Below are 26,446 nucleotides of genomic sequence, written 5' to 3'. Positions count from 1 at the left end.
ATACCTCAACAACGAAAAATGCCCGGCTTTATGCCGGGCATTTCTTTTTGCGTCTTCGAAACTCGCCTTTAAACGCGTCCGCTCACGGGCAGGGACAGATCGTCCTGCGAGTCCCGATTGCTCTTCTGCTTGAGCCGTGACTCCGCGAGATCGCCCTCGGCCTCCAGAAGCGGATAGGCCGTGGCCGTGAGGTGGCCATGGATGCGCTTCAGGTCGCGGAGGATGTCGATATGGATCGAGCTCGTCTCAATGGATTCGGGCCTGCCATCCTTCAGGCGCACGAAATGGCTCTCGGCGGCATTGCGCTCGGCCGTGCGCATGGCGCTCTTATCGGCAAAGAGCCTCCGGGCGAGACCCACATCGCGGGTGGCGAACACGTTGGCGGCAAGACGCATGGTCTCGATGACGCGCGCATGGAAGCCACGGATTTCCTCCAGCCCTTCAGCCGAGAAGGAGAGCTGGCGCCGCACCTTCTTGGCGGCAAGCTCCACGAGGTTCTTGTCGATGATGTCGCCGATATGCTCCAGATTGGTCGTGAAGGTCAGGATCTCCAGCAGGCGGCGGCTTTCCTCTTCCGTCATGGGCGCCTTTGACACTTCCACGAGGTAGAGCTTGATGGCCTCGTGCAGGCGGTCGACGGTGTCGTCTGCCTTCTCGATGTCCTTCACCAGCTTCTGGTCGTTGCCTTCGATAGCCGTGAGCACATTCTGCAGCATGGACGAAACCAGATCGCCCATGCGCAGGGATTCGCGCATGGCGCATGCCAGGGCCTCGGAAGGCGTATCGAGCACGCTCTTTTCCAGATGGCGCGGCTTGCCTTCATCGATGGAAACCTCGGGCTCGTTGCCCCAGCGCTGCAGGAGGTTGGCGATCACTCCGACAAGAGGGAGCCCCACCAGCGCCACGACAAGATTGAAGGCGGTGTGGAAAATAACCACGTTGCGGGCCGGATCCTGCACGAACAGCGCCATTTCATCGGCGATGAAGCTGACGAACGGGATGGCGGCAAGACCGATCACGCCGCGCATGAGCAGGTTGCCCAGAGGCACGCGCCGCGCCGCAGGCGGAGAGCCGGACAGCGCCACCCAGGGAGCGAAGGCCCCGCCGATATTGGCGCCGAGGACGAGAATCAACGCCACCGGCACAGGAATGACCCCGCCTCCAGCCAGCGACATGACGAACAGAACGATGGCGAGGCTCGAATGGGCCGCCCAGGTCAGAAGCGCCGCGATGCCGAGTGCGATGAGGGGCTCGCCGCCCACCGCGCCGAGCACGATGCGCATGGTCGGGGCTTCGCGCAATGCTGTCGCTGCGATGCTCAGCTCCTGGAGGGCGAGCAGGAGAAAGCCAAGACCGATGATGGCACGGGCTGCACCCAGGGCACTCTCGCGGCTACTGTAGAGCACATATCCGCCCGCGACGAGAACCGCCCAGAGCCATTTGATGTCGAAGGCGAGAAGCTGCGCTGCAAGCGTCGAGCCCACATCCGCGCCAAGCATCACGGCAAGCGCCGCCGACAGCCCGATCAGGCCTCGCCCAGCAAAGGAGCCTATGATCAGCGCCATCGCCGTGCTCGATTGCAGCAGCGTGGTCGCGAACATGCCGGTGATGAAGGCGGAGAACCGATTGCTGGACGAAACGGCCACCATCCTGCGCAGCTGGGTGCCCAAGGCCTGGGTCACGCCGGTGCGCACCATGCGCACGCCCCACAAGAGCAGGGCGACACTGCCAATCATCTGAATGAGTGTCCGGGTAGCGTCCATTTCCTATGCCTGATTTGTTTTGCCGACTTAATGTTCCGATAGAGTGCGAATAGCCCTCGATTGCAAGCCCTTTGAGGTCGAAAGTGAATAAAATATCTTTGCTGGCCTCCGAGGAGGCGCATCGCGGTCGGTTTCCGGCTGCTCGAGCCAGCGTAGCGCGATCCGAGGGCTACGCTTGCTCCGAGGCCGGCTCCTTCGCCGTCCGAGGCTCCTCGCGCTCGAATGACGCAACGGAAAGCGCTGACAAAAGATCCGTCGGCATCGGTGCTTCGCCGAACCAGTTCAGGCGGTTGATGGTGACGTGGCCGCTGTCGATGGCCTCGTTCTCGTCTCCTGGCGTCGTGCTGTGGGGCCGCCCGCGCGGAACCACGATGACGGTCGTGTCGCCCTCGGACGAGACCACCTCGGCCGCATTGCCGATCTTGTCCCGGCCAATCCTCGGCTGGAGGATCGGCGCGGGCAGGTCCATGGGCAGGTTGATGCTCAGGAAATGCCCTTCGGTGGCCCAACTCTCCCGGTTCTGCCAGAGGCCGCGGATCAGGTCGGACAGCCACGGCACGTCCTGATCCGTGATCCGGGGATTCTTGACGCGCGAAAAGCCGATGGCCGGAATGCCCCAGAAGGTCGCCTCCCGGGCGATGCCGAGGGTGCCGGAATAAGCAAGGTCCTCAGCCACGTTGCGGCCGTCGTTGACGCCTGCCAGCACGAGATCCGGACGCTTGCCGTCCTTGAAGAGCCACGTCATCGCCGTCACGACACTGTCAGCGGGGGTGCCGGAACAGGAATACCGCCGCTCGGACAGACGCTTCATGGTCAGCGGGCGCGCAATCGTCAGAGACGAGCTTCCCGCCGTGCGCTTCCCGTCGGGAGCCACGACCCACACGTCGTCGGAGAGCTTGCGAGCAACCTCGGCCAGAAAGGCGATGCCCGGCGCTTCCACGCCATCATCGTTGCAGACGAGGATTCTCATACGATCTTTCCTTCAAGAAGGGTCAGGCTCTGGCCGGTGCGCGCATCGGCACGCAGGGACGGAATGTGGGATTTCAATTCATCGAGCATGGGCGGAGTGCAGGAATGGCCGAGGACCTGCGGCTCGCCGCACTTGCGCCAGATCTCCATGTTGCCCGACAGGGTCGGATGGGTCGGCATGCGGATCCAGTCCGCGCGCCCGGCACGATGGAGCAGGTCGCCGGGCGACGACGCCGGCAGATGCCCTGTCAGCAGCACCGGGTAATTGCTTGCATCCGCGAGCGGGATCAGCGTCGCGGAAGGACCCGCGGTTCCCATGCCATCATCGGCGAGAAGCGGGCAATCCGGCAGAGGATCGCCGTCGTTCCAGTCGATGGCCGCGGCAAGCTGCTGCTTCAACCGCTCGACAGCCTTGGGGTACAGGGCACCGGCTGCCGCGATTTGAACCGCCAGGGCCTGACGCATGCTGGCATGAATGGCGAAGCGCTTCGGCATGACCGCCAGAAGCTCGAGGGAGCGGCCGAACAAGGGGGTCGGCAGCAGGCATCCTTTCGGATGCTCGGCGACCCAGGTGGCAATCGCGTCGGCGCGCGCGCCGCCGGATACCGGATCGGCGCCGTAGGACGCATCGAGGATCAGGAGGTCGCAGGGCGGCAGGGGGTCCATCACGAACACGCGGCTGTCCGGCAGAATGTCGGCGGAATACACCACATTCGCCTGCCCGTTCTCGACCGCGAACCACACGCCGCCGACCACATGGCCCGAACGTCCGGTCCGGATGGTGAAATCGCCGATGGTCAGCGTATCGCCAGGGCTGAACAGTTCGACTTGACCGCTCGGGAAGGGAAACTGCTCCAGTTGCGCCGCATCCGCATAATGCGCGAGCGTTGCCGGCGCTTCATCCCGGGTTTCCTCCGTCATGAAGATCGGCCCGCGATAGCCTTTCGCGAGCAGCCATGACAGCGCGCCGACATGATCCTCATGCGCATGGGACAGAAGCAGAGCATCGATCGTCTCGATGTCCCTCTCGATGGCGGGATAGTACTCGCGCCCCGAAGCGCCTACCTTGATCCCCACATCGAGAAGGATATGGCTGCCCGTGGAGCGGAGCGCGACGCTCGTGCGTCCCTTCTCGCCGAAGCCGCCATGAAGGTCGACCTGCATCATGAGGCGTTCCCCGCCTCTGGAATGACCCAGCCGCTCTTGATGCGCACGCGCGCTTCCACGCCCGCTTCCAGCGTCACCGGATCGGCCTGCTCGATATGCAGGTTGAGATCCGGGCGCTCGACCGGCGACAGCTCGACCCGGGCGCTCCCGCCTTGATAGACGACGCGCTTGATGGCAACCGGGATGCCCTCCTCATGCGCGCCGACAGCCTCCAGCTCAGGCGAGCGGCAGCACAGCTTCGCGCCGGCGCGCGGGCGCTCGTCGGGACGGCAGCGAACCACCACCTCCTGCCCCAGCACGCGTACGCGGCAATGTCCGGATTCCGCAGCCGTCAGCACGTCGGCGGGCAGAATGATGCCCTGCGAGATGAAGGAGGCGACCATTTCGTTCGCCGGCTCACGATATAGCTCGCGCGGAGGCGCAAGCTGCGCGAGCTTGCCCTTGTCCATGACCGCGATGCGATCCGCGAGCGCCATGGCCTCGGCCTGATCGTGCGTGATGTAGACGATGGTGGTTCCTGTGCGCTTGTGGAAATCGGCGAACTCATCCTCCATCGAGGCGCGCAGGTGAACGTCGAGATTGGCGAGCGGCTCGTCGAAGAGAACGAGCGACGGCGCGGAGACAAGGCAGCGCGCAAGCGCGACGCGCTGGCGTTGGCCGCCGGAGAGATTGGCCGGACGCCGGTCGCCGAAGCCGTTGAGATTGACGAGGGACAGAGCCTCGGTCACGCGACGGTCGCGCTCGGCGCGGCCAACCTTCGCCACCTTCAGGCTATAGCCGACATTTTCCGCAACGGTCATGTGCGGCCACAGCGCGTAGTTCTGGAACACGATGCCGACCTTGCGCTTCTCGGGAGGAAGGCTGTGCTCGGCGGACGACATGGTCTGCCCGCCGATGACGATGCGTCCGCCCGAGACCTTCTCGAAACCCGCCACCATGCGCAGCAAGGTGGTCTTGCCGCACCCGGAGGGGCCGAGAACCGCCAGGAACTCTCCGTCGGCAACGTCGATGGACACGTTTGACAGTGCCTCATGCTCGCCGAAGCGTTTGCTGACCTGGTCGATGGTTAATCCCGCCATGGGAGGACTCCGTTCGGCAAATGAGGTGCGAGGAAATTGGATGCGAGCATCACCAGGAAGGTGAGCGCCACAGTCATCATCGAGATGGCCGCCGCGTAGCTGGAATCACCGCCCTGCTCGAAGGAGAAGATGACGACGCCGATGGTCTCCGAGCCCGAGGACCACAGCAGCGCGGAAACCGTCAGCTCGCTCAGCGCCGTCATGAAGATCAGCAATCCACCTGCAACAGCCACCGGGGCCACGAGCGGGAAGATGATCGTGCGAAGCCGCATCATAAAGCCGGCGCCGGCCACCTGCGCGGCCTCTTCCAGCGAGCGGTCGATCTGGTGGAAACCGCTGACCGTCGGGCGCAGGGCCAAGACCATGAAACGCGCGAGATAGGCGTACAGAATGATCCAGACCGTGTTGTAGATCTGCAGGTTGATCAGCGGGATCGGCTTGAGGAACAGAAGCAGCGCCGCGATCGCCAGCACCACGCCCGGCAATGCGTAAGGCATCTCCACGGTGAGGTTCAGGATCTTGGTCCACCAGGACACTCGCCAGGCGATGAAATAGCCGAGCGGAACTGCCACCAGCACGGCGAAGACGGCGGCCGTGACGGACAGAACCGAGCTGTTGAGGAACGCGCTCTTGGCGGCGGCGTGATCGAACAGCACGAAGGAATAGTTGGAGAGCGTCGCGGTCTTGAGCGACAGCGGAATGCCATAGCCCGGCACGAGCGACGTCAGGAACAATCCCAGCAGCGGCAGCACCAGGATGGCGCAGACAATCAGCCACATGATCGTTTCGGCGAGCACGCGATAGCGCCCGAGCTCGAAGGGCTCGACGGGAAGCGACGTGGTCGAGATCCGGTAGTCGCGGCGGCGGCTGATGATGTCCTGCGCGACGATGCCCGCCATGGCGATGGCGCCGATCAGCACGGAGAGGAACGCCACCTCCGCCAGCACGGAAGGACCGGCGCCGGCAAGGCGTTGATAGATGAGCGTCGGCAGGACGAGATAATTCGCCGGAATGCCGAGGAAGGCAGGAATGCCGAAATTGCCGACGCAGGAGACGAACACGAGCGCGGATGCGCCGATGATGGACGGCGTCATCAATGGCAGGACGATGGTGCGGAGCACCGTCCAGCGGCCTGCGCCTCCGGCAAGACCCGCTTCCACCAGCTCACGTGGGAGCTTGCGCAGGCCTGCGCGCACCATGAGGAACACCAGCGGCCCGTATTGAATGCCGAGCAGCAGAATGATGCCCTGCGCCGAGTAGAGCGGGTTGCGAGTGCCCAGCGGCGGGGCCAAGCCGATCAGCTTCAGCAGCGGGCTCGCGGGCCCGAACAGCTGCAGCCATGCCAGCGCCGTGACCTGCGGCGCGATCATCAGCGGCGTCACGAAGCAGAGCACGAAAGCGCTGCGTCCGCGAACGTCGGTGAGGGAAACGAGAATCGCTACGGCGGTTCCGAAGAGCACCGCGAGAATGGTGCCTCCGAAACCGACCACGAGAGAATTCCAGGTTGCGGTCCACGTCGAGGGATTCGACAACCCGGCTTCGACGGCCGCAATCGACAGTCGCCCGCCCGGCGCAAGAATTTCCTGCACCAGACGAAGCATGGGAAGGATCGACAGGATGACGACGATTGCGACGACAAGTCCTGTCAGAATTTTTTCCGACGGCAGTCCCTTTTTGGCGGGAGCCTGCATGTGGAAATCGGATCTTCCCGGAACGCGACTGATCGATACGGCCATCGAATGGGCTCCTTAGCCGCCGAAGAGCTTCGAGAACTTGCTCTTGTCTTCCTCTGTCCGCTGGAGGACGGCCTTGATGTCGATCGGCATGATCTTGATCTTGGCGTCTGCGGGCAGCCATGACGGACGGCCGACGCTCTCCTTGGCGGGCAGATAGCCCTGCGACAGCGCGAGCTTCTGGCCGGCGTCGGACAGAATGAAGTCGATGAACTTCTTCGCAGCTTCCGGATTCTTGGCGGTGGACATGATCGCCACCGGCTCGGTCACGGCGGGAACGCCCTCCTCCGGGAACACGAACTCGATGGGCGAACCCTTGGCCTTGGCGTTGAGCGCCATGAAGTCGACGAGGATGCCGTAAGGCTTCTCACCGCTGGCCACGGATTTCAGCACCGCGCCGTTGCCGCGAACCGCGATGGTGTCGTTGGCCTTGAGCTTCTCGAAGTAGCTCCAGCCGAGTTCCGGCTTCGCGGCGAAGCCCGAAAGCTGGTAGGCGGCGGCGCCGGAATAGAGCGGGCTCGGCATCACGAGCATGCCCTTGTAAGCGGGAGCGGTCAGGTCCGACCAGTGCTTCGGCTTCTCGGCGGCGCCCGTGTTGTAGGCGATGCCGGTGGTGATCAGCTTGCTGCCGAAATAGGTCTTGTCGGCATCATAGCTCTCGGCCGGGAAACCGTCCGTCTTCGCTTCCTTGTAGGCGGCCAGGCGGCCGTCCTTCTTCAGGAGCTCCATGCTCACCGCATCGGCGATGAAGAGCACGTCAGGCTGGGGAGCGCCGGCGGCGAATTCGGCCGCGAGCTTGCTGAGGATATCGCTCGTACCGGAGCGGTAGACCTGAACCTCGACGCCCGGATTGGCTTTGCGGAATTCTTCGACGGTCTTCGAAGCATCCGCTTCCGGCTGGGAGGTATAGAGCATCAGGGTTTCGGCCTGTGCGGCAGAGGCGATGAGGCTCGCAGCGAGGGCCAAGGGTGCCAGTCGCAGACCTTTCAGGGATTGAATCATGACTTCCTCCAGATGTTACACGATATCGGCTGGACGTGAGTGCCCCGTCGATCCGGCATTTCTTATTCATTGTGATGTCACCGATTGATGACATTAGGGAAGAACGATATTGTGCATTTGTTCAGTGTCAATAACAAATGAACAAAACTTCGTGAAATGGCCGATATCTCAAGGCATCATCGCAACCTTATCACGAATATTCGGAAGGAACGCAGGGGAATGTCAGCACCGAAGAAGAAGGGCGAAGAGGTCCGGCGGCCGCTCGCATCCTCCGATCTGGCCGTTAAAACTGCATGGCTTTATTACGTTGAAGGCTTCACTCAGGAGCAGATTGCGGAAAAGCTTGGTGTCACGCGCGTGAAAGTCATGCGCACCCTCGCCTCGTGCATCGAAGACGGCATCGTCACGACGACCATCAATACGCCGACCGCCGGGCAGATCCGTCTGGAGAGAGAACTCGAGAAGCGATGGGGCCTGTCCACGGCCATCGTGGTGCCGACCCCCAGCGATGAGAGAAGCCTCGAGAAATCCATCGGCCATGCGGTTGCATCCTACGTGGCCGAACAGATGGAGGACGGTGCGACGCTCGCCATTGGCGGTGGCGCGACCCTCTATGCCAGCCTTGCGTTCCTGCCGCGGAGACAGCTCAAGGATGCGACGGTCGCGGCTCTCGTCGGCAGCCTGCCGCATTCGCAATGGATCAATCCATCCATCGTCGCCGTGAAGGTGGCGGAAGCTCTCGGCGCGGACAGCTATCAGATCACGGCGCCGGTGATCGTGGACGATCCCGAGTTGCGGGATCGCCTCTGGGCGCAGCCGACCCTGCAATTCGCCCGGGCGCGGGCCGAAAGTGCCGACATCGCCCTGCTCACGGTCGGCGACGTGTCGCCGGAGGCGACGATTTTCCGGCACGGCATCGTGCCGACCGACCTCATCGAACCGCTGCGCAGGCAGGGGGCCGTCGCCAATCTTCTCTGTTTCTTCGTGACGTCTGACGGACGCCTCGTCGACCACGACATCAACCGCCAGGTCATGGCCATCGGCCTCGATGCCGTCAGCAAGATCCCGAACGTGGTGCTCGCAGCAGGCGGCGGGCACAAGGTCGAGGCGATCCGCGCAGCCCTGAAGGCCGTCTCGGTCCAGGTGCTGATTACCGACAGCGAGACGGCCGCCTCGCTTCTCAAGGAGGATTGAGGGTCTTCAGATCAGTCCGCGATCGCGGAAGAATTCGTCGAGGCCCACATGCCGGGTGGCCTCGAACTCGTCCACGGCATCGCGCACGCGCCTGCGCTGCAGGGCCAGAAATGCGAAGATCTGCCCCATCTCCGCCGAGATGCCGAAGCGCTTCCACCGGTCGATGATGTGATCGGGGAGGCCCACGTCGCGGCAGAAGCTGTCGAGGTCGGAATAGCCGAGTTCCTGCACGAGAGCGATCACGTCGGAGCCTGAAAGGCGCGGCTCGACGGCATGATCGACGAAACGCTGCGCCACCAGCTTCAGGTCGGTGGGTGTCGGAAGCGTGTAGATCGCCTTGGCCAGAACCTGCTTCAGATCACTCGAACTCGACGGTTTCACGGGTTTCCTCTCCTCGAAACGGGCTCCATGGCGACAGCTCTCGCCTATGTCGAATGTGCGATATTCTCCCAGGTAGAACAAGGAATATTCGGCAGGCCGGGCGCCTTGCCGTTTTCCGTCAGGCTTAACGAGAAAGAGCGGATTGCTGTTGCAACCCGCTCTTACCGGTGGCTGTTCAGGCCCGCGCAGGTTTTAGGCTGCGAACTGATTCATGGTGTTGTGCGTGCCGCCAGCCTTCAAAGCGGCCTCGCCCGAGAAATATTCCTTATGGTCGTCGCCGATGTCGGAGCCTGCCATGTTCTGGTGCTTCACGCAGGCGATGCCCTGGCGGATTTCCTGGCGCTGCACGTTGCGGACATAGCCCAGCATGCCCTGCTCGCCGAAATACTCCCTGGCGAGATTGTCGGTCGACAGAGCCGCCGTGTGATAGGTCGGCAGGGTGATGAGGTGGTGGAAGATGCCGGCGCGCCTGGAGCTGTCCGCCTGGAAGGTGCGGATGCGCTCGTCGGCTTCCTTCGCCAGATCCGTCTCGTCGTAATCCACGCTCATGAGCTTTGCGCGGTCGTACTGCGACATATCCTTGCCCGCTTTCTCCCAAGCATCGAAAACCTGCTGGCGGAAATTGAGCGTCCAGTTGAAGGACGGCGAGTTGTTGTAGACGAGCTTCGCGTTCGGGAAGACTTCGCGGACGCGGTCCACCATGCCGGCGATCTGCTCGATATGCGGCTTCTCGGTCTCGATCCAGAGAAGATCGGCGCCGTTCTGGAGCGCGGTGATGCAGTCGAGCACGCAGCGGTCCTCGCCCGTGCCGGGACGGAACTGGAACAGGTTGCTCGCCAGCCGCTTCGGGCGCAGGAGCTTGCCGTTGCGGTTGATCACCACGTCGCCGTTGACGCAGTTCTCGGGCGTGATCTCCTCGCAATCGAGGAAGCTGTTGTAGAGGTCGCCGATATCGCCGGGCTCGCGGCTGATGGCGATCTGCTTGGTGAGACCGGCGCCCAGAGAATCCGTGCGCGCCACGATGAGCCCGTCGTCGACGCCGAGTTCGAGGAAGGCGTAGCGCACGGCGCGGATCTTGGCGAGGAAGTCTTCGTGCGGAACAGTGACCTTGCCGTCCTGGTGGCCGCACTGCTTTTCGTCCGACACCTGGTTCTCGATCTGGAGGCAGCAGGCGCCGGCCTCGATCATCTTCTTGGCGAGAAGATAAGTGGCCTCCGCGTTGCCGAAACCGGCATCGATGTCGGCGATGATCGGCACGATGTGCGTCTGGTGATTGTCGATGGCGTTGAGGATTTCCTTTTCCTTGATCTGGTTGCCGCTCGTCCGCGCTGCATCGAGATCGCGGAACAGCATACCCAGCTCGCGGGCATCGGCCTGACGCAGGAACGTGTAGAGCTCCTCGATTAGCGCGGGAACGCTGGTCTTCTCGTGCATCGACTGATCGGGCAGCGGGCCGAACTCGGAACGGAGCGCCGCGACCATCCAGCCGGAGAGATAGAGATAGCGGCCCTTGGTGGATCCGAAATGCTTCTTGATCGAGATCATCTTCTGCTGGCCGATGAAGCCGTGCCAGCAGCCGAGAGATTGGGTGTAGAGGGAAGGATCGGCGTCGTAGGCCGCCATGTCCTCACGCATGATCTTCGCGGTGTAGCGCGCGATGTCGAGGCCGCTCTGAAAACGGTTCTGCAGGCGCATGCGGGCGACCGATTCCGGATTGATGCCGTCCCAGGTCCGGGCGGTCTCGATGATGCGTTGAGCCTGTGCGATCTGATCTTGGTAAGCCACGTTCGTAATCCTCGCTTTTGGACAAGTTGAACGAGGAAGTAGCGGCTGCGTTCGGGGCCGGTAAGGCGAGTTAAGGTCCAGGTGTGAACCCTTACAAAACACCTAGTGTTAATCTGTAAATTATTCACAAATCATGCGGTCCAGCTTGCCTTTGATTTTGCTGGATAATTTCGGGGCGCAGCGGTTTAGATCGTCGGCGTGAAGAAAAGGCTACACCTTAAGTCTATGGTTTGAAGAGCGAAATGGTATCTATACGGCATCGTCTTCATGCAGACCGGAAGGCCGGAAAAGCCGATTGGGGCAAGATGTAAAGATCCTACAGGTCCAGCCGCCCACGTATCCTTCCTGCCTCGCTCCGTGGCGTCGGGCGGGTGGCGATGTAAAGACCGACACCTCCCATGACGGCGCCGAGGATAAAGGGCAGATAGGGGTTCGATGTCAGCCACACGGTAAGGGCATAGGACCCCGCCATGACCAGGAGCGCGTAAACCTTGGCGCGGGGGGCGATGGCCCGCTGGTCGCGCCAAGTGGTCAGAAACATTCCGAAGCGGGGATGGCTATAAAGCCAGACGGCGAGAGCCGGGTTCGACCGGGTGAAGCACCAGGCGGCCAGGATGATGAAAGGCGTCGTCGGCAGGACTGGCAGCGCGATCCCCAGAATGCCGAGCGCGAGGCTCGCATAGCCGAGTGCAAGATAGAACCTCCGCTTCATCACCAATCCCGTCTGCGATCCGGAGAGAAGGAAACGCCCTCCTTCCGGAATCGTGCCGCCAAGTCCCCTCCAGGCCCCTCGCCGATCAGCTCAGGAGTTCCTGCTCCACGCTTGCCGCAATGCTGAAAAGGCGACGATCATCTCCATGCCGCGCCATGAGCATGAAACCGACGGGCCGCTCGCAATCCGGCACGGGCACCGACACCGCCGTGAGATCGAACTGATTGGCCACCTGCGTATTGCGCAGGATCAGGGCATCCGTCTCGTTGTACAGCGTCTCGTCCGCCTCCAGCGGCGCGATGAGAGGCGCGGTGATCGCGGTCGTGGGGAGAGCCATGACATCGATGGGCGCGAGACGCTGATCCATGTCCTGCAACAGCGCGCGACGGCAGCGCATCATGCGCAGGTAAACATGGGCCGGAACGGCACTGCTGCGGGCGAGCCAGTAATGAACACGCGGGTCGATCTCGTCGGACCGACTCGTCAGCCAATCCGCATGAATTTCGGCGGCTTCGATGGATGCGATGGACGATTGCGCCGTCGTCTCGCGCATCGCCACCAGCAGATCGTCGATGGAATGGTCGATGATCGTCGCCCCGGCTTTGGACAAGCGGCTCAGGGTTCTCTCGAAGGCTTCCTCCACCATGGCCTCGCTGCGCGTGAACAAACGCCCGCGAGGAACGCCGATCCGCAAACCGGCCAGCGGATAGGGCTGCAGCCGATACGGCTCCTCACCGGCCATCACGGCATCCGCGAACGCGCAGTCCTGCACGGAGCGGGCGAGCGGGCCGATGGAATCCAGGCTGGGCGAGAGCGGAAAAGCGCCATCGAGCGGCACGCGCTTCGCGGTCGGCTTGAAGCCGACGACACCGTTGAGCGCAGCCGGAATCCGCACCGATCCGCCCGTGTCGCTGCCAATGGAAATTTCCGAGGTTCCCTCCGCTACGGCAACGCCTGCGCCGGACGACGAACCGCCAGGGATCCGCAAGGGATCCGTCGCGTTGCCGGGCGTGCCGAAATGGGGATTGAGGCCAAGGCCGGAGAAGGCGAACTCCACCATGCTGGTTTTGCCCAGGATCACCGCCCCGGCCTGGCGGAGACGGCGGACGATGGCGGCATCCTGTTCGGCGGGTGCTGCATCGCGCAGCACGACGGAGCCTGCGACTGTCGCCTCGCCCGCGACATCGAACAGATCCTTGATGGAGATGAGGGAACCGTCCAGGGGCCCCAGCGATACACCGGCCTGCCGGCGCGCATCGGCAGCATCGGCGGCGGCCCGCGCTGCCGCCGGATAGAGCGTCGTGAAAACCCGCTCGTCTTCCTCCCGCGCCGTCAGCCGGGCCAGAATCATTTCGAGCTTGTCCCGCACCGTCATCATGGAAGCCCCCATAGCAAACCGACATGAGTCTGCCACTCATCAGGGGCAACACGGAAGTGTCAAGACGCCTGCTGCCGCTTCAAACCTGTGTCAGGACGCATAACGCTCGACGCTCTCGTCCGTCTCGTCGATCTCGACCATCACGTTCTTGATGGGGAAGGTGATCACGCAGCGGACGCCATCCGGATGGAAGTTGAGCTTGATCTCGCCGCCGAGCTGCTGCGCGAGGCCACGCTGGATGAGCTTGGTGCCGAAGCCCTGCCGCTGGGGCGGCGTTACGGGCGGCCCCCCGCTCTCGACCCATTCCACGATCAGCACCGGCGGGTTCAGGGCGGACGCCAGCGCCCACATGACATGCACCTTGCCTTCGGGCGAGGTAAGGCTCCCGTATTTTGATGCATTGGTGGCCAGCTCGTGGACGGCAAGCCCCAAGGCCAGCACGGCGCTCGGCTGCAGGTTGATCTCCGGGCCGCGCAGGCGGATGCGCTGGTTCAAGGCATCCTGATAGGGCTCCAGCTCGTTCTTGAGCACATCCTTCAGCAGGGCGCCCTGCCATTGCGTGGCGGTGAGAAGATCGTGCGTCTTGGCAAGGCCCTGCACGCGTCCGAGAAACGCATCCCACGCTGCCGGATCGCCCTGGTCGGCGGAGCGGCGCGTCATGGACGCTACGGATTGCACGGTGGCGAGCGTGTTCTTCACCCGGTGGTTCAGCTCATGGAGCATGATACCCTGGCGCTCGTCCGCCAGCTTCTGCTCCGTGATGTCCTGCGAGACGCCGACAAGAGACAGATGGCCGTCCGGGGCCACGCGCACCTGCCCGCTGATGCGAATCCAGTGCTCGCTCTGATCCGGCCAGATGGCACGATATTCCACCTGCAGATCCACCCGGTTTTTGAGGGTTCGGACAACGGCTTCGGCTTGCCGGGCACGGTCGTCGGGATGGATGGCGGCGATCAGATCGTCATAGGAGAACGGCTGGTCGGGCCCGCGGCCGAAATTGGCGCGGCATTGCGGCGAGGTCACGAAGATGCCGGTCGAGGGGGTGTATTCCCAGGAGCCCAGGTGACCGGCATTGAGCGCCAGTCGCAGCCGCGCCTCGCTCTCGGCGACGCGTGTCAGAACCTCTTCACGGTTTCTCTCCTGCTCCCGGACATTTGCGGCTGCATCCGTCAGGGCCTTCTGGATCGTGTCGAATTCGAGCACATGGGTGCTCGCCCCGAGCACCTCCTGGCCCGCACCGAGCGCATGCGCCTGGGCCACAAGCTGATCGACAGGCTTGGCGATCAGGCGGGAGAGAACGGCCGCGAGAGCAACCCCCATGAGGATGCACCCGGCCAGAATCACGAGCCAGAACAGGGAGCGTTTGAAAGACGCCGACAGCTCCGTGGAAGGCACGCTGATGACGAACGACCAGCCGTAGACAGCCGATTTGCTGAAATAGGCACGGACCGGAACGCCCTCCAGCGTCACGCTCTGAACATGGCCTTCAGGATTCGAATTGATCGCATCGCGAATGATGGGATTACCGAGCTGACCGACGAACCTCTCCGGCATGCGTGAGCGGGCGACGACGCGCCCGCTGCGATCGAGCACGGCAGCGTTCCAGTTTGAAGCGATGCGTTGATCCGCGATGAGCTTCTGAAAGATGTTCGGGCTGATGGATGCGGAAAGAATATACGCCACCTTCTCATCGAGGATGACGGGAACATCCAGCGTGATCAGGGGCTGCCCCGTGATGGAGCCGTTGAAGAGATCGGAGAGGTGCGTCGTACGGGTTTCCAGCACCTTCAACAGGCTCGTCTGTCGAACACTATCCGGCAATTCCGAGCCGTATGGGACGCGCGTGCTGAGAAGCACTTCGCCCTCCGGCGTGACGAGGGACACCCAGGACGGTTTGGGGATGCCCGCTTCCTGCGCCTGCCGGTGGAAGGCACTGAAATTGCCATCGGCGATATAGGGCGAGAGGGCAAGCATTCGCATCACCACCTCGCTCTTCTCGATCTCCCGGTCGAGGGACAGGCTCATGGCCCGCACCGTCTCCTGGAGACGCAGGTCCATGGTTTCCTGCTCGGCACGATAGCCCGAATAGAGCCCTGCGGCGGCAATCAGGATGGCAGGCAGGGTAAGCGCGAACACGAGCGCCCAGAGCAACTGACGCAACGACGTGCGAGGGCTGACGGGCAAACTTGGATTTATTGTCGCGGCCGATGCGTTGGGTCCTGGATCGTTCATGTCAGCCGACTTCGTGAACCGGCATGAGGACGCGCACGAGAATGCGCGGCTCATCGTCCGGCCATTCCACATTCGCATCGAGCTGACGGGCCAACCCTTTCAGCACGGTGCCGGAAGCCCCTTCCTTCGCAGCACGCTTTTCCTCAGGACTGAAGACATCGTCCGAGAGCTGAAAGAGCAGTTTGCCGTCGCGCACGCGCATGGCGAGCATCAGCTTGCCATGGCGCTCCCGATAGGCATGCGTGAGAGCATTCACGACGATCTCGTTGAACAGGAGAGCCATGGGCGCGGCCTTGGCGGCTTCCACCTCAATGTCCTCGATATCGAACTCGGGTATGATCTTCACGCCGCCGAGGGCAGCCGTCAGCTCCTGGCACAGGCCACGCGCGAAATTACCGGCTTCGAAGCGGGATGAGCCCTGCCCGTCATAAAGATCCCGATGAGCTGCGCCGAGCGCCTGTAGACGTCCCCGCATACGCTCCAGCACCCGAGTCGTCGTCTCATCCTCGGCGTGTCGGAGCTCAATGCCGACCAGGGAGAGGAGAAGCTGCAGGTTGTTCTTCACCCGGTGATCGAGCTCGTGCAGAAGCGCGGTCCGATCGTCGAGGAGTTTCTGAAGAGCATCCTGGGCCTGATGCTTTTCTGTCCGCTCGCGCGCCTCGGCGAGGGCGCGCAGGATCGTGACGGGCAACCGCTCAAGCCTGTCCTTGAGCACGTAATCCGTCGCACCGCGCTTGAGCGCCTCGACAGCGACCTCTTCGCCAAGCGCTCCGGAAACGAATACGACGGGCAGTTCGGGATAGCGCTCCCGGACTAGGGCGAGGGCGTTCAGCCCGTCGAACCCGGGAAGGAGATAATCGGCAAGCACGAGGTCCCATGCGTCGTCGCGAAGAGAATTGACGAACTCTTCTTCCGTGACGACCCGTTCGACCTTGATGGAGAGACCCGCCGAGAACAGGGCCTCGGTCACCAGCTCGGCATCGAGCGCGCTGTCCTCCAGAAAGAGAATGCGCAGCACCCGGCTGGATTGGAGAGCGGCCGGCCGATTCATGAACGCCTCTACTGGTCGGGCCGCCGGGGCGGCGGCTCGTTGAGGATGGCCCAGAACACGCCCAGATCCTGGATGGCGTCGAAGAACTCGCGGAAGCCCACCGGCTTCACGACGAAGGCATTGACGCCGAGCTCGTAGCTGCGGATCAGGTCGCTCTCCTCGCGCGAGGAGGTCAGCATCACCACGGGGGTCTGCCGCAGGCGCGGGTCGGCCTTCACCTTTTCCAGCACCTCGAGACCGTCGATCTTCGGCAGTTTCAGGTCGAGCAGCACCACGGCGGGATCGCTCGTGTTGCGGCTTTCATGGGCGCCGCGCCGGTTCAGGAAGTCGAGTGCCTCCTCGCCGTCGCGGACCACGACGACCTCGTTGGCGAGTTGGCTTTGCTCCAGAGCGGCCAGGGTCAGTTCAAGATCCTTCGGGTTGTCTTCAACCAGCAGGATCGGTTTCAATTCCGGCATTCACGCCGCTCCTTCATTCTCCGGCAGGGCGATATAGAAGGTCGCGCCCTTGTCCGGCTGGCCTTGAGCCCAACTGCGCCCTCCATGTCTTTCGACAATGCGGCGAACATTGGCCAACCCGATCCCGGTTCCTTCGAACTCTTCCATCCGATGAAGACGTTGGAACACGCCGAACAGCTTGTCGACATACTTCATATCGAAGCCGACGCCATTGTCGCGCACGAAAAAGACAATCTCCCCGTTTTCCCGGTAGGAACTCACTTCGATACGGGATGTATCCCGCGTTCGAGAATATTTGACGGCATTATCCAAAAGATTCTCAAAGACGAGCCTGATGAGCACCGGATCTGCCGTGATTGTGGGCAGGCTGCCGATGTTCCATTCGATCCGCCGCCCCTCCGTCTGCATGGTGAGCCTCTGTCGGATCTCTTCGACAAGCTCGGCTGTATTCACCGGACGGGGCTTGAGGGCCGTGCGCCCCATTTGCGAGAAACGCAGCAGATTGTCGACCAGCGTTCCCGCCGTGTAGGCCGATTCAATGATCGTATCGATATAACGCTTGCCGCGCTCGGACAGATCCGACCATTCCTGCTTCTTCAGAAGCTCCGAATAGCCGACGATATGCCGGAAAGGCGCCCGCAGATCGTGTGAGACGGAATAGGAGAAAGCCTCCAACTCCTTGTTCGAGCGACGAAGTTCGTCCGTCAGGGCCGCCAGCTCTTCGGCGCGGCGCAGGACGATTCCGACGATGGCGTTGCGCAGCTCCTTGACCGCCTCGATCTCGCTTCGGTCCCAGGCAGCCGAGTGCCCGCGCACGGTCTCTTTCCAAATCTCGAAGGAGCGCCGGGGGTGAAGCCGCAGCGTACCGGCTTCCTCACGAACGGGCTTCTCCGGGTTGCCGCCCCACTTGACGGTCTCGATGATCTCCGGGCGGAACCAGAGGATATAGCTCGAACGCATTTTCGAGATCGAAATGGAGAGGAGGCCGCTGGCCTTGTCAGCGTAGCGTTCGGCCTCCGGCCAGAGTTCCGCCAACCGGTCCGTCGCGAAAACGTCCTCCTGATGATGCTCCGAGAGCCAGGCGTACAGCGCCTTGACATCGTTCTCGCTCGGCGTGTCGCCCATGCGCCAGCAATACTCGTCCGTCACGATGGCGGCACCCTGCGCACCGGCGAGCAGCATCAGGTCGTCCGGATGGCTCACCAGACCGTCGATGAAGAAGCTCTCTCCGGCCATATAGGCCAGGAGACGCGCCTGAACGCTGCGAAGCCGCACCCGGGCTTCCGCCAGTGCGGTATTCTCCTTGGCCTCCAGCTGGAGCGAGAAAATCTGGGTGAGGAAATCGCAGGCGTTGCGCACCGGCAACGGCACCCGTCTGGGGGTGCTGTTATGGCAGGAGATCAACCCCCAGAGTGCGCCGTCGCGCAGGATCGAGATCGACATGGAGGCGGGCGTGCCCATGTTGCGCATGTATTCGAGATGCACGGGCGAGACGCTGCGCAGAACCGAGTCGCTCAGATCGAGCGGAGCGGGATCGTGCGACTGGATGGGAACAGGCGCATAATCCGCATCGGGAATGATGCGCAGACGGTTGCGGCGATAGAGTTCCCGCGCCTGGGCCGGGATGTCGGAGGCTGGAAAGCGCAGGTCCAGATAAGACGGCAGCTTGCCGTTCCCGTCCTCCGCGATCACGGTGCCGTTCCAGCTCTCGTCGAAGCGATAAACGAGAACCCGGTCGAATCCGGTCATGCGGCGGATATCCTTTGCCGCCATCTGGCAGAGCCTGTCGATCGTGGAGGCTCCGTGCAGTTCCTCCACGAAGCGCCGCAATGTCGGGTAAAGCGCATCGATGCTGGAGACTTTGTCGCTGGACACCGCTTCCAGCTCGAGGACCACATGCCCGTCAGAGCGGGAGGCTATGGCGTCGAACGCTGCTTTTCCTGCGGTGGTGTTCAGCGTGATCGTGCGCAGGAAACGTGCCATTCCCAGGCTCACTGGCTCTTCGAGATCCGCTTCGATCAGCGCGGCGATCTCGGGCAGGGCCTCGCGGAAAGGCCGCTTCAGGAGAGACAGGGGCTCAAGGCCGAGGACGGACGCGGCGTTGGCGCTCACATGGGTCAGCGTCATGTCCGTCCGGGACAGGGCGAACAGGATGCCATGAGGCTGGATGCTCCCCGGGATGTGGATCGGCTCCCGGTCGCATGCCGTCAGATCGATCTCTTGTGGCACTCGCTGATTCATGGGCCCTCACACAGCCAATCGTGCATGACGTCAAAAGTCTTCTGCGCGGCTTCGACGATCACGTCGTCGGCTTCGGGAGAGGACGCTTCCAGAAGCTTCGTTCCGAACTGCTTCCACATGACAGCAATATCACGCCCGTAGCTCTTGAAATAGGCACAACCGGTCTCGGGTCCTAACCCGAGATTGCGCTCCACCTCGCGCGCAATGACGGCGCCGCCCAGCGTCGAGCCTTCGACCACATACATGCTGCCGAGCATGGCTGCGGGCGACGGCATCGGCATGAGAGGAGCGCATTGCGGCAAACGAATGATCTCGTCATCCGACAGGCCAAGCGCCGAAAGGTCCTTGGCCAGGAGCCTCGTCTTGCGGCGGCGTTCGAAGAAATCCCGATCCGGCGCAAGGTTTGAGGCGGCCTGTTCCCAGGCGCTGTGAAAGCCGTAGAACCGAATCAGAAGACTCCGATAGCCGTCGCGGCTGGCGATCCGGCGTTCGAGATCCATGGCCAGCTCGATCCGGTCATGGGCGGGCCTGGTTTCGATTTTCAGACGTTCGAGCAGGGTCATGACACTTCATCCGGAGCGCGGCCCAATCTGCGGGCGGCAGCGCGCTCCACAAGCCCCAACCCGTCGTGGATCAGAACGGCGAGCAGCGCAACCACCAATCCGCCCTGGAGCACGAAAGCGATATTGTTCGATTGCAGCCCGGCGATGATCACCTCGCCGAGCCCCTTGGCCGCGACCGTGGAACCGATGGTGGCCGTGCCCAGGCTGATGATGACCGACAGGCGGATTCCGGCAAGGATCACGGGAAAAGCCAGCGGCAGCTCGACCTGGGACAGGCGCTGCCACGCATTCATCCCCATGCCGCGCGCTGCCTCTATGGCCTGCGCGGGAACCTGCGTCAGGCCCGTCAGGGTGTTCTCGAAGATCGGCAGGAGACCGTAGAGAAACAGCGCGATGAAAGTCGGCTTCTCCCCGAACCCGACAAGAGGAACCGCGATGGCGAGAACGGCAATCGGCGGGAATGTCTGCCCGATATTCACGAGGCTGCGCGAGAGCGGCAGGAACTCCGCGCCCGAGGGGCGGGTGACGAAGATGCCGAGCGAAACGGCGAGAGCGGTGCTGGCAAGCGTTGCCAGGAACACTGTGCGCAGATGCTGCAGGGTGAGCGCAAGCAGGCTCCCCTGATTGTAGATGGCCGGCGCGCCACGCGTGATCAAAGGCTCGAAGATGAACGCGAAGGCCTGCGGCATCGTGATGAAGGCGACGAGCAGCAACAGGCCCAGCAAGCGGACGACGGAAGGCAGCGTCATGGATGCGGACGCCCATGCTGCAGGATGCCGCCGACGCTGATCCTGCCGACGATCGCGCCTTTGGCGTCCGCCACCGGCAGGGCTTCGCGCCCCGTCCATATGAGGCGCGCGAGGGCATCGTGCAGGTTGTCGGAAGCCGCGACCGGCTCGCCAGCGGCTTCACCTGCCTCGAGAGCATCCTGCACCGTCGCCAGCGAGATGAGGCGGAACGGACGCTCCGCGGTTCCCACAAGGCGTTCCACGAAATCGTCGGCCGGATGCATCAACAGTTCGGCCGGCGTCGCATGCTGCAGAAGGCGGGCCTGATCCATGACGGCGATATGGTCGCCGAGATGGAAGGCTTCGTTCATGTCGTGCGTGACGAGAACAATGGTGGTCCCCAAGCGGCGCTGGATGGCGAGGAGGTCGTCCTGCGCCTTGGCGCGGATCACTGCGTCGAGCGCTCCGAACGGCTCATCCATCAGCAGCAGAGAGGGACGAGCCGCCAAGGCCCGCGCCACGCCCACGCGCTGCTGCTGGCCGCCGGACAATTCATGCGGAAATTTTTGCGCGAATTCCGCAGGATCGAGCTGAAACAGGTCGAGCAGTTCGTCCACGCGCTGCGCGATTTTTTTGCGGTCCCATCCGAGCAGGCGCGGCACGGTGGCGATGTTGGCCGCCACATTGCGATGCGGGAACAGGCCATAGCCCTGGATGACGTAGCCGATGCGATGCCTCAGCTCCTCCTCAGGAATCGTGCGCGTATCCTCTCCGTCGATGAGCACGCGCCCCGCGCTGGGCTCCACCAATCGGTTGATCATGCGCAGAAGTGTCGATTTGCCCGCGCCCGACGTGCCGACGACCACAGTAAGGCTGCCCTCGTCCACTTCGAAGGACACATCGTCGACGACGGTCGTCGTGCCATAGCGCTTGGTGAGATGTTCGATCTCGATCATGCATGCGCTCCCTTGGCGAGATCGACCAATGCATCGAGAAAGATGGATGAGGCAAAGGATAGGGCGACGGTGGGGATGGCACCCAGCAGCACGAGATCGATTGCCGTCTGACCGATGCCCTGAAACACGAAGGTTCCAAAGCCGCCTCCCCCGATCAACGCCGCCACCGTGGCGAGTCCGAGATTCTGAACGAGCACGATGCGAATGCCGGCAAGGATCACCGGAAAGGCGAGCGGCATTTCGATCTCGACAAGCTGCTGGCGGGCCGACATGCCCATGCCCCGCGCCGCGTCGACGGCAGCCGCCGGGACCTGGCTCAATCCGGCAATCGTGTTGGCGACAATGGGAAACAGGGCATAGAGAAACAACGCGATGAAGGCGGGCGCCGCGCCGATGCCCTTGATTCCCAAGGCAGCGGCAAGCGGCACGCTGGCTGCGATGGCGCCGAGCGGCGCCATGAGAAGGCCGAAGAGCGCGATGCTCGGGATCGTCTGCACGATTCCCAGTCCCTGCAGCAGGGCTGTCCGCAGGGTCTTCAACCGATAAGCGGCGATGCCGAGGGGGATGCCGATGATGCATGCCGCCGCCATGGAGCCGAAAGCGAGCAGGAGGTGCTGTCGCGCCTCGCGCCAAAAGGTGTCCGCGCGGGTGTGGTATTCCTTGAGGATCGAGAGGCTGTCCCAGATGCCCGAGAACAGCAGGAGCGCAAGAGCGCTGACTCCCACAGCCAAAGCAACCAGCCGTCCATAGGGACCGAGCCTCAGGCGCGCCAGGGCGTCAATGGCGAGGAGCGAGAACGACAGGGTCAGCAGCCAGAAACCCAGGGAGGGCGACACACGGGCAAAGGTGTTGTCGGCCGGCGTCAGGAAACCGGCGGAAAGACCCAGCGCAGGAAGAAGAACCGCAAGGCCGATGACGGCCGAACCCAATCTTCCGAAAGGGTCGCGCACCAGCACCGCCACCACGGCAACGCCAAGCGACACGACGACGATGACAGTGCCCATGGCGATGGGCAGCGCCTCGATCAGGAAACGCGCCTCGCCGGACGCGATGCGCGTTGCGCGATACGTTGCAAAAGGAGCGGCAAAGAGCGCGATGCCGATGATGATGGCGATCACGCACCCCAGATGGTCAAAGGAGAGCGTGGGGCGTGGCGGGGGAGCCACGCCAAGCGTGCTCGTCCGGGATGTGGCGGAACTCACGTTGTACCCTGGTCTTTCGCTTGGCTGCCCGATTATCTCATCCGGGCGATCCTTCGGCACTTACTTGATGAAGCCTTTCGATTTCAGATAATCGGCTGCGACGGCTTTCGCCGCCTCGCCACCCACCTGCACCCGGGCATTCAGCTTCTGGAGAGTCGTGAGGTCGAGAGAAGAGAAAACGGGCTTGAGGATCTCCGCGATTTTCGGATTCTCCTTCAGCACCGTCTCGCGGATGATGGGCGCGGGCGCATAGACCGGCTGCACGCCCTTGTCGTCGTCGAGCACCACGAGCCCCGACGGCGCGATGCCGCCATCCGTGCCGTAAACCATCGCCGCATTGGCGCCGCTGGTCTTCTCGGCCGCCGCCTTGATCGTCGCAGCCGTATCGCCGCCGGACAGCACAATGAGCTGATCGGGTTTCATGGTGAAGCCGTAGGTTTTCTGGAAGGACGGCAAGGCCGCCTCCGAATTCACGAACTCGGCTGAAGCGGCGAGCTTCACCTCGCCACCGCCCGAAACCCATTTGCCGAAGTCGGACAGCGTCTTGAGCTTGTTGGCGTCCGTCACATCCCGGCGCAATGCGATGGCCCAGGTGTTGTTCGCCGGCGCGGGATCGAGCCAGACGATCTTGTTGGCTTCGTAATCGAGTTTCTTTGCCGTCTCGTAGCCCTTTGCCGCATCCTTCCAGACCGGATCATCGGATTTGTTGAAGAAGAAACCGGCGTTTCCGGTGTATTCGGGATAGATGTCGATTTCGCCTGCGGTGATCGCCTTGCGCACCACCGGCGTCGCACCGAGCTGGATGCGATCCTGCGTCTTGATGCCGTTCGCCTGGAGCGTCAGCAGGATCATGTTGCCGAGAACCGATCCCTCCGTGTCGATCTTCGACGAGACGACCACGTCGGCTTTGACGGAACTCATGGCGGCGAGGCCGAGACCCAGGGCGGCAACGAGGCTTTTCAGTACGGGCTTCATGATTGTCCCTCAGCATGACCAAGACGAGCACAGATCAATCTAGGTCACGCCGGGTATTTAAGCAGAGGGCACCTTTCGAGTCCCGATCGCAGGGATAAAAACTTCGTGCTCAAACGCCCTCACCCACCACCGGCAGCGCCGAGGGTGGATGGGCATGGCTTCAGGGAGGCCTGTGATCGTCAAGCGCTCAGAATTGCCGGCGGCTCCTGGGCGATGGTGAAGCGCACCTGGGCCTGGGGACGATGATCCTCGGACAGGAGCCGCCAAGTGCTCTCCGCCTCGGCGCGGCTCTCGAAGGGGCCGACGACTCGCTCGGTACCTTGGACCAGGGATTCGCAATCGCAGGAGGTGTATTCCCCGCCAACCACCCAGAAACGAGACTTTTGCATGGCCGTTCTCCTTTTTGCTGAGAGGCGAAAGCCTCTCAATGAAATTTACATCCGTTGACAAAGTGCCCGGCAGACCCACAAACTCTGTTCATCGGCTAGGCGTCTGATAGGTATAATTCCAGAAGAAGCCTTTGTTTCAATGGCTGATTTAAGAAGAAAAGTGGCGTTGTAAATTGCCGACAGCACAAGCTCGGTAAACTTGTAAAAAGATTTACAAATGGATGAGAGCAGAAAACTTTTCGTCGGCCCCCGCCTCAAGCGCCTGCGCCGCGACCTCAACCTGAGCCAGGCGCGCATGGCGGAGGAGCTCGGGCTCTCGCCCAGCTATCTCAACCTCATGGAGCGCAACCAGCGTCCCATCACCGCGCAGGTGCTCATCCGCCTCGCCCACGCCTATTCGCTGGACCCGCGCGAATTCGCCAACGACGACCATGAGCGCACGGTCTCGGAGCTGGAAGAGGTGTTTGCCGATCCGCTCTTCCGGAGCGCGCCGGTCGCCCGCATCGAGCTGCGCGAGACCATCGAGAACGCGCCCTCCCTCGTGGATGCCGTCAACCGCCTTTACCGCGCCTATCAGGCCATGCGCGGAGCACGAGAGGTGATGACTCCCAATCTGAACGACCGCGACCGCGCCGAGGATGCGCCGCAGGTCAACCCGGTGGATCGGGTGCGCGAGCTGATCCACGAAGCCAAGAATCATTTCCCGGAACTGGACGAGGCTGCCGAGGCGCTAGCTTCTGACCTTGCGGTGACGGGTCACGAGCCGTTCTTCGCCATCGCGGAACGGTTGCGCTCCAAGCACGGAATCCGCGTGCGCGTCATGCCGATCGACGTGATGTCCGATAACTTGAGGCGTTACGACCATCACCGCCGCCAGCTTCTGATTTCCGAACTCGTCGATCCGTCGGGGCGCACTTTTCAGGCCGCCTATCAGCTCGCCTTTGCGGAGATGCGCGCAACGATCGACGCGCTCGCGGCGCGGCTCGAGCCCGTCGACGGTCCGGCGCGACGCCTTCTGCGCGTGTCCTTCGGCAACTACTTCGCCGGGGCGCTCATGATGCCCTACGGCAAGTTCCATGCGGCGGCGGAAGCGCTCGGCTACGACGTGGAAGTACTCGGCGCGCGCTTCGGCGCGAGCTTCGAGCAGGTGGCGCACCGCCTCACCACCCTCGCCCGCCCCGGCGCGCGCGGCATCCCGTTCTTCCTCGTGCGCGTGGATGCGGCGGGCAACGTGTCGAAGCGCTTCTCGTCGGGACGTTTCCCGTTCTCGCAGTTCGGCGGCACCTGCCCGCTCTGGAACCTGCACTCCACCTTCAGGACGCCGGGACAGGTGGCAACGCAGATCGTCGAGCTGCCCGACGGCTCACGCTGGTTCTCCATGGCCCGTTCCGTCAAGCGCGCCTCCAATCCCTGGGGCATGCCGGATCCGCAATTCGTGGTGGGCCTCGGCTGCGAGCTGAAATACGCCCATCGCCTCGTCTATGCGCGCGGGCTCGATCTGTCCGCCGCCGACGCCACACCCATCGGCATCAATTGCCGCCTCTGCGAACGCGTCGCCTGCCCGCAACGCGCGGCCCCGCCCATGATGCATGCGCTGATCGTGGACGAGATGCGGCGCGGCATCTCGCCGTTCGAGTTCGACGCGACCTAAGGTTCCGGACCCGTCCCGGGCTGCTCATCGAGCCAGTGATCGAGAAACCTGTCGATCCAGCGCGACACGTGCGGATCGTACTGGAAGCGGCCTTCGAGCTGACGAACGCGGTCCTGCGCGCCGGGCGCGGCCAGGCGCTCCTCGGCGACGACGGTCCAGCGGCAGAGCATGGCGTGCGTGACCTCCGGGTGGAACTGCAGGCCGAACGCCTTTTGGCCGACCTGGATCGCCTGGGTCGGAAAATCGTCCCCTGTCGCGAGGGTCTCAGCCCCGAGGGGACAATCGAAGCCCTCGCGATGCCAGTGATAGACATGGCTCGGCCACGGCACGCCCCAGGCTTCACTCAGGCGCTCCCCGGCCTGCGTGGGCACGAGAGGATAATAGCCGATCTCGGCCCGCCCTTCCGGATGCTGCCACACGCTCGCGCCCATGTGCCGGGCGAGCATCTGCGCACCGAGGCAAAGCCCCAGGAACGGCTTGTTCTCCTTCAGGGGAACCCCGATCCAGTCGGTCTCCGTCTTGATGAAGTCGTCAGGGTCGTTGGCGCTCATGGGGCCGCCGAAGATCACCGCGCCCGCATGGTCGGCGAGCGTCTCCGGCAAGGGATCGCCGAAGCGGGGACGGCGGATGTCGAGCCGATGCCCGCGCTCCGCGAGCAGGCGTCCGACGCGGCCCGGGGTGGAGTGCTCCTGATGGAGAACGATGAGAACGGGAGCCTTGGTCTGGAATCTAGCCATGGTCCCCCTCCAACTCACGATCCTGCAGGACCTGCGGAGGGCGAAGACAGGCGCGAGGGGAAACAAATCGACTGAACATGACGCAATTATTCAGGAGGAA

General features: G+C 63.0%; 23 protein-coding genes. 2 read left to right on the top strand and 21 right to left on the bottom strand.

The window, feature by feature from the left end; translation table 11 throughout:
• Positions 1-68 precede the first annotated feature (68 nt).
• The 6 genes from BLP10_RS04325 to BLP10_RS04300 all read right to left on the bottom strand — a co-directional run bounded on the left by BLP10_RS04325 (position 69) and on the right by BLP10_RS04300 (position 7,713).
• A complete protein-coding gene (locus tag BLP10_RS04325; protein ID WP_091130633.1) occupies positions 69-1,763 on the bottom strand; it encodes a Na/Pi cotransporter family protein in 1,695 nt (564 codons plus the stop codon).
• A gap of 169 nt (positions 1,764-1,932) precedes the next feature.
• Positions 1,933-2,733 (bottom strand): 5'/3'-nucleotidase SurE, encoded by an 801-nt coding sequence (locus BLP10_RS04320; RefSeq protein ID WP_091130629.1) that lies wholly within the window; start codon positions 2,731-2,733, stop codon positions 1,933-1,935.
• Positions 2,730-3,899, bottom strand: a complete 1,170-nt coding sequence (locus BLP10_RS04315) for an MBL fold metallo-hydrolase (protein WP_342025918.1) — start codon at positions 3,897-3,899, stop codon at positions 2,730-2,732. Before BLP10_RS04315 ends, BLP10_RS04320 begins: the two co-directional genes overlap by 4 nt.
• Positions 3,896-4,978, bottom strand: coding sequence for an ABC transporter ATP-binding protein (locus BLP10_RS04310; RefSeq protein WP_091130624.1), 1,083 nt, complete (start codon positions 4,976-4,978; stop codon positions 3,896-3,898). Before BLP10_RS04310 ends, BLP10_RS04315 begins: the two co-directional genes overlap by 4 nt.
• Positions 4,966-6,579 (bottom strand): ABC transporter permease, encoded by a 1,614-nt coding sequence (locus tag BLP10_RS04305; protein WP_244510416.1) that lies wholly within the window; start codon positions 6,577-6,579, stop codon positions 4,966-4,968. Before BLP10_RS04305 ends, BLP10_RS04310 begins: the two co-directional genes overlap by 13 nt.
• Before the next feature lie 147 nt (positions 6,580-6,726).
• Positions 6,727-7,713, bottom strand: coding sequence for an ABC transporter substrate-binding protein (locus BLP10_RS04300; RefSeq protein ID WP_091130620.1), 987 nt, complete (start codon positions 7,711-7,713; stop codon positions 6,727-6,729).
• A 219-nt stretch (positions 7,714-7,932) separates the two neighbouring features.
• On the opposite strand from BLP10_RS04300, the gene BLP10_RS04295 reads away from it, so the two are divergent.
• Positions 7,933-8,907: a sugar-binding transcriptional regulator gene (locus BLP10_RS04295; protein WP_091132023.1), complete on the top strand. Its 975-nt coding sequence runs from the start codon at positions 7,933-7,935 to the stop codon at positions 8,905-8,907.
• Positions 8,908-8,913: 6 nt separating this feature from the next.
• Here BLP10_RS04295 and BLP10_RS04290 read toward each other — a convergent pair whose 3' ends face one another.
• From BLP10_RS04290 to BLP10_RS04225, 14 genes are all read right to left on the bottom strand, one after another.
• Positions 8,914-9,288: a hypothetical protein gene (locus BLP10_RS04290; protein ID WP_244510391.1), complete on the bottom strand. Its 375-nt coding sequence runs from the start codon at positions 9,286-9,288 to the stop codon at positions 8,914-8,916.
• Between the two features lie 192 nt (positions 9,289-9,480).
• Positions 9,481-11,073: an isocitrate lyase gene (locus BLP10_RS04285; RefSeq protein WP_091130618.1), complete on the bottom strand. Its 1,593-nt coding sequence runs from the start codon at positions 11,071-11,073 to the stop codon at positions 9,481-9,483.
• 316 nt (positions 11,074-11,389) lie between these two features.
• Complete coding sequence (locus BLP10_RS04280; RefSeq protein WP_091130612.1) at positions 11,390-11,785, bottom strand: YbaN family protein; 396 nt, start codon at positions 11,783-11,785, stop codon at positions 11,390-11,392.
• 85 nt (positions 11,786-11,870) lie between these two features.
• A complete protein-coding gene (locus BLP10_RS04275; protein WP_091132019.1) occupies positions 11,871-13,163 on the bottom strand; it encodes an amidase in 1,293 nt (430 codons plus the stop codon).
• A gap of 90 nt (positions 13,164-13,253) precedes the next feature.
• Positions 13,254-15,347: a sensor histidine kinase gene (locus BLP10_RS04270; protein ID WP_175493775.1), complete on the bottom strand. Its 2,094-nt coding sequence runs from the start codon at positions 15,345-15,347 to the stop codon at positions 13,254-13,256.
• 49 nt (positions 15,348-15,396) lie between these two features.
• Complete coding sequence (locus BLP10_RS04265) at positions 15,397-16,446, bottom strand: sensor histidine kinase (protein ID WP_091130600.1); 1,050 nt, start codon at positions 16,444-16,446, stop codon at positions 15,397-15,399.
• 8 nt (positions 16,447-16,454) lie between these two features.
• The gene (locus BLP10_RS04260; RefSeq protein ID WP_091130597.1) at positions 16,455-16,904 is read right to left on the bottom strand and encodes a response regulator; all 450 of its coding nucleotides are present in this window, start codon (positions 16,902-16,904) and stop codon (positions 16,455-16,457) included.
• Positions 16,905-19,145 carry an ATP-binding protein gene (locus BLP10_RS04255; protein ID WP_091130591.1) on the bottom strand — a complete coding sequence of 747 codons (2,241 nt, stop codon included), beginning with the start codon at positions 19,143-19,145 and terminating at the stop codon, positions 16,905-16,907. It abuts the gene before it with no gap.
• Entirely contained in the window at positions 19,142-19,708 is a 567-nt protein-coding gene (locus BLP10_RS04250; RefSeq protein ID WP_091130583.1) for a biliverdin-producing heme oxygenase, read from the bottom strand. Before BLP10_RS04250 ends, BLP10_RS04255 begins: the two co-directional genes overlap by 4 nt.
• Entirely contained in the window at positions 19,705-20,457 is a 753-nt protein-coding gene (locus tag BLP10_RS04245; RefSeq protein ID WP_091130572.1) for an ABC transporter permease, read from the bottom strand. Before BLP10_RS04245 ends, BLP10_RS04250 begins: the two co-directional genes overlap by 4 nt.
• Entirely contained in the window at positions 20,454-21,392 is a 939-nt protein-coding gene (locus BLP10_RS04240; protein WP_091130569.1) for an ABC transporter ATP-binding protein, read from the bottom strand. Before BLP10_RS04240 ends, BLP10_RS04245 begins: the two co-directional genes overlap by 4 nt.
• Positions 21,389-22,594: an ABC transporter permease gene (locus BLP10_RS04235; protein ID WP_244510390.1), complete on the bottom strand. Its 1,206-nt coding sequence runs from the start codon at positions 22,592-22,594 to the stop codon at positions 21,389-21,391. Before BLP10_RS04235 ends, BLP10_RS04240 begins: the two co-directional genes overlap by 4 nt.
• Before the next feature lie 60 nt (positions 22,595-22,654).
• On the bottom strand, positions 22,655-23,515 hold the full coding sequence (gene osmF / locus BLP10_RS04230) for a glycine betaine ABC transporter substrate-binding protein OsmF (RefSeq protein ID WP_244510415.1): 861 nt from the start codon (positions 23,513-23,515) through the stop codon (positions 22,655-22,657).
• A gap of 233 nt (positions 23,516-23,748) precedes the next feature.
• Positions 23,749-23,958 (bottom strand): DUF4170 domain-containing protein, encoded by a 210-nt coding sequence (locus BLP10_RS04225; protein ID WP_091130552.1) that lies wholly within the window; start codon positions 23,956-23,958, stop codon positions 23,749-23,751.
• 217 nt (positions 23,959-24,175) lie between these two features.
• On the opposite strand from BLP10_RS04225, the gene BLP10_RS04220 reads away from it, so the two are divergent.
• Entirely contained in the window at positions 24,176-25,609 is a 1,434-nt protein-coding gene (locus BLP10_RS04220) for a helix-turn-helix domain-containing protein (protein ID WP_091130545.1), read from the top strand.
• On the opposite strand, the gene BLP10_RS04215 is transcribed toward BLP10_RS04220, so the two are convergent.
• Positions 25,606-26,346, bottom strand: a complete 741-nt coding sequence (locus tag BLP10_RS04215) for a glutamine amidotransferase (RefSeq protein WP_091130542.1) — start codon at positions 26,344-26,346, stop codon at positions 25,606-25,608. The two genes, BLP10_RS04220 and BLP10_RS04215, sit on opposite strands and share 4 nt — an antisense overlap.
• Between the last annotated feature and the right edge of the window lie 100 nt (positions 26,347-26,446).

Origin of the sequence: Microvirga guangxiensis (assembly GCF_900102135.1) — a bacterium.
Taxonomy (GTDB): Bacteria; Pseudomonadota; Alphaproteobacteria; order Rhizobiales; family Beijerinckiaceae; genus Microvirga; species Microvirga guangxiensis.
The sequence above is the reverse complement of the archived record's forward strand: the minus strand, read 5'-3'. Positions and strand labels throughout refer to the sequence as shown.